This window comes from Clostridium arbusti SL206 (assembly GCF_000246895.1).
GTDB classification, from domain to species: domain Bacteria; phylum Bacillota; class Clostridia; order Clostridiales; family Clostridiaceae; genus Clostridium_I; species Clostridium_I arbusti.
Window position 1 is genome coordinate 1 of sequence record NZ_BAEV01000164.1, and the last position, 3,628, is coordinate 3,628.

Sequence of the window (3,628 nt, forward strand, 5' to 3'; positions counted from 1 at the left end):
ATATAATAAGTAGATTTTTTATGATATGTAGAATAATATACCTATAGGTTTTAATATCTAAATTTACTAGTTTTAATTGAACTTTAGGAGGGTTATTATGGAAGTATTAAAAGTTTCAGCAAAATCAAGTCCAAATTCAGTAGCAGGAGCTCTAGCAGGGGTACTAAGAGAAAGAGGAATAGCCGAAATACAAGCTATAGGAGCAGGAGCAATAAATCAAGCTGTAAAAGCTATTGCTATTGCAAGAGGTTTTGTAGCTCCTAGTGGAATAGATTTAGTATGTATACCAGCCTTCACGGATATTGAAATAGATGGTGAAGAAAGAACAGCCATAAAACTTATTGTACAACCTAGATAGGGAAAGAAGATTAAATTTCTTATTAAATATTTAAATTTAACAAAAGGGCTTGGTATTATCTTTCAAGTCCTTTTATTTATTTGTTAAATATGTTAAATTATAAGTTGCATATATTTAATAACTTTTGGAGGAAAATAATGATTAACTTAGAGTTTGGACAGATATTTAAACTTATGAGGCCAAAGCAATGGATAAAAAACTTTTTTGTATTTGCAGCAATGATATTTTCAGGTAAATTTACTAGTACATATATACTTATAATGAATATATTTGTATTTATAATGTTTTGTTTAATATCTTCTTCTGTATACGTGTTAAATGATTTGGTAGATGTAAGTAAAGATAGACAGCATCCACAAAAAAAGAATAGACCAATTGCAAGTGGTAAGGTTACAAAATTTCAGGCAATACTAGTGGAGATAATTCTACTTGCTGTTGTTTTTATTATATCTTATAATATAAATCTAAGATTATTAGCTGTATTTTTAATTTATTTTATAATGAATGTATTGTATTCTTTCAAATTAAAAAATATTATTATAGTAGATGTAATGATAATTACCTTTGGTTTTGTTCTTAGAGTTGAAAGTGGTAGTATTTTAACTAATGTTCAATTATCTCCTTGGATGATTCTATGCACAATTCTAATCTCTTTATTTATGGCACTTAATAAGAGGAAAAGTGAAATTATTACATTAAAAGATAAAAGCGGTGCTCATAGAAAGATATTAGATGAATATTCAGTTGAACTAATAGACAATATGCTTACCATAGTTACCCCAAGCATTCTTATAGCCTATTGTCTGTATACATTTAGTTCCATTCAGAGTAGAACAATGATGATTACAATTCCATTTGTGCTCTATGGCATATTTAGATATCAATATCTAATGATGAAAAACAATATAGGTGGAAAGCCAGAAGATGTGTTTCAAAAAGATATACCGTTTTTAATTAATATAATACTGTGGGCAGTAGTTGTTATATCCATTATATATTTTAAACTATAGTAATTTAAAATTTAATTAGTACTTAATATAAAAATATTTATATTAGTATTGTTTAGTAATTTAATTAGGAATATAATTTTTATGTATATTATTTTAATAGATATTATAATTACTATTTTTTACAATTTATAACAATAAACAAATTATTCGTATCAGGAGGTATTCTTTATGATTTTATCCAACAAGGCAAAAAATATTTCTCCATCCCTTACTTTAGCTATTACTGCAAAGGTAAAGGAAATGAAGAAAAATGGTATAGATGTTATAGGTTTTGGTGCTGGTGAACCTGACTTCAATACTCCAGAAAACATTCAAATTGCGGCTAAAGAGGCAATGGAAAATGGATTTACTAAATATACTGCAGCATCAGGTATAATAGAACTAAAAAGAGCTGTAGCTAATAAATTTAGAAATGACAATAATCTAACTTATGATGTATCACAAATTATAATATCAAATGGTGCAAAACAGTGTCTTCATGATGTCTTTCAAGCTATATTAAATCCAAAAGATGAGGTTATAATGGCTAGACCTTATTGGGTAACTTACCCCGAGTTAGTAAAAATATGTGATGGTACACCTGTAATAATTAATACAGATGAGAAAAATTCATTCAAATTTACTATAGAGGATTTAAATAAAGTTGTTACATCAAACACTAAAGCAATATTGTTAAATAGTCCCAATAATCCTACGGGAACAGTTTATTCAAAGGAAGAAATTAAAAATATTGCTGAATTTGCAAAAGAACATGATATTTTCATTATTTCTGACGAAATATATGAGAAATTAATATATGGTGATTTTAAACATATAAGTATAGCTAGTATAAGTGAAGATGCATTTAATAGAACTATTGTAATTAATGGTATGTCTAAGACTTATGCTATGACTGGCTGGAGAGTAGGATACGCAGCTAGTGGTAATACTGAAGTGATTAAGCTAATGTCAAATATACAAGGACATACTACAGCTAATCCTAATTCCATAGCTCAATATGCATCTGTAGAAGCATTAAATGGAGATCAATCTTCAGTAGAATTTATGATAAGTCAATTTAAAGATAGAAGAAATTATATGGTAGATAAAATAAATAGTATAGATAGCGTATCTTGTACTAAGCCTGAAGGCGCATTTTATGTTATGATGAATATAAGTAAATTAATAGGCAAAAAGGCAAATGGACATACTATAAATAATTCAATTGATTTTTCACAGATTCTTTTAGATGAGGACAAAGTAGCAGTGGTTCCCGGAGATGCCTTTGGTGTTTCACAATATGTTAGACTTTCCTATGCAACTTCAATGGAAAATATAAAAACAGGACTTGAGAGAATACATAGTTTTATAAATAAAATTAATTAATTTTTATGAGTTAAGGAGAAATATTATGAAAAAAGTTGTTAAATTATTACTTCCTATTGAGGGAAAAGTTAATCCATTATCTGAGGTTAATGATTATTTATTTAATAAAAAAGTAATGGGTGAGGGTGCTGCTATAAAACCTAGGGGTAATTATGTATGTGCTCCAGTTGATGGCGAAATAGTTTCAATATATGAATCAAAACATGCTTTGATTATAAAGAGCTTAGAGGGTGGTCTTCAAATTCTTATACATTTAGGCTTAGATACTTCAAAATTAGAAGGCAGAGGCTTTGGTAGCTATGTAAAATTAGGTGATAAAGTTAAAGCGGGAGATAAAATATTATTTTTCGATAAGGAATATGTGGAGAGCAATTGTGATTTAGAGACACCTGTAGTTATAACAAATGTAGATGTTATAGAGTCTATTAATATAAACTACAATGTAGAGAAAGCAGGAAATGAATTTGCCGAAGTTATATTAAAATAGATAAGTTTTCTATAGTTTAAAAAATAACTTGAATAAATTATTCCAAAATGATAAAATTATAAAGAGATTTGAGCATACTATATTTAATTGATAGAGGTGGATATAATGGTAACAAAAGAAGTTACAGTTAAAAGTTCTACTGGTTTACATGCTAGACCAGCTACATTATTGGTAAAAAAAGCATCTGGTTTTAAATCTGACGTTAGTCTTGAATACAATGGTAAAAAAGCTAACATCAAAAGTTTAATAGGAGTTTTATCTCTAGGAGTTACTAGCAATGCTGTTGTTAAAGTAACTGCTTCTGGTGATGATGAAACTTTAGCAGCTGAAGAAGTTGCAAAATTAATCGAATCAATAGCAGAATAATTATCTGTAATTGAAAGGATAACATAAAAGGATACTACGTGT

The 3,628-nt window shown here is 27.9% G+C and carries 5 protein-coding genes; all 5 read left to right on the plus strand.

What is annotated here, in order from left to right; translation table 11 throughout:
• The first annotated feature begins 97 nt into the window (after positions 1 to 97).
• Positions 98 to 358, plus strand: a complete 261-nt coding sequence (locus RH99_RS17685) for a stage V sporulation protein S (protein WP_010241461.1) — start codon at positions 98 to 100, stop codon at positions 356 to 358.
• 137 nt (positions 359 to 495) lie between these two features.
• Positions 496 to 1,368 carry a decaprenyl-phosphate phosphoribosyltransferase gene (locus RH99_RS17690; RefSeq protein WP_010241464.1) on the plus strand — a complete coding sequence of 291 codons (873 nt, stop codon included), beginning with the start codon at positions 496 to 498 and terminating at the stop codon, positions 1,366 to 1,368.
• 168 nt (positions 1,369 to 1,536) lie between these two features.
• Positions 1,537 to 2,733, plus strand: a complete 1,197-nt coding sequence (locus tag RH99_RS17695) for a pyridoxal phosphate-dependent aminotransferase (RefSeq protein WP_010241466.1) — start codon at positions 1,537 to 1,539, stop codon at positions 2,731 to 2,733.
• A 25-nt stretch (positions 2,734 to 2,758) separates the two neighbouring features.
• Positions 2,759 to 3,220, plus strand: a complete 462-nt coding sequence (locus RH99_RS17700) for a PTS sugar transporter subunit IIA (RefSeq protein ID WP_010241468.1) — start codon at positions 2,759 to 2,761, stop codon at positions 3,218 to 3,220.
• Between the two features lie 105 nt (positions 3,221 to 3,325).
• Entirely contained in the window at positions 3,326 to 3,586 is a 261-nt protein-coding gene (locus RH99_RS17705; RefSeq protein WP_010241470.1) for an HPr family phosphocarrier protein, read from the plus strand.
• Positions 3,587 to 3,628: the final 42 nt, after the last annotated feature.

Bases quoted from the DNA above. Each gene is read 5' to 3' on its own strand.
- RH99_RS17685 (WP_010241461.1), top strand. From the start codon at position 98: ATGGAAGTATTAAAAGTTTCAGCAAAATCAAGTCCAAATTCAGTAGCA.
- RH99_RS17690 (WP_010241464.1), top strand. From the start codon at position 496: ATGATTAACTTAGAGTTTGGACAGATATTTAAACTTATGAGGCCAAAG.
- RH99_RS17695 (WP_010241466.1), top strand. From the start codon at position 1,537: ATGATTTTATCCAACAAGGCAAAAAATATTTCTCCATCCCTTACTTTA.
- RH99_RS17700 (WP_010241468.1), top strand. From the start codon at position 2,759: ATGAAAAAAGTTGTTAAATTATTACTTCCTATTGAGGGAAAAGTTAAT.
- RH99_RS17705 (WP_010241470.1), top strand. From the start codon at position 3,326: ATGGTAACAAAAGAAGTTACAGTTAAAAGTTCTACTGGTTTACATGCT.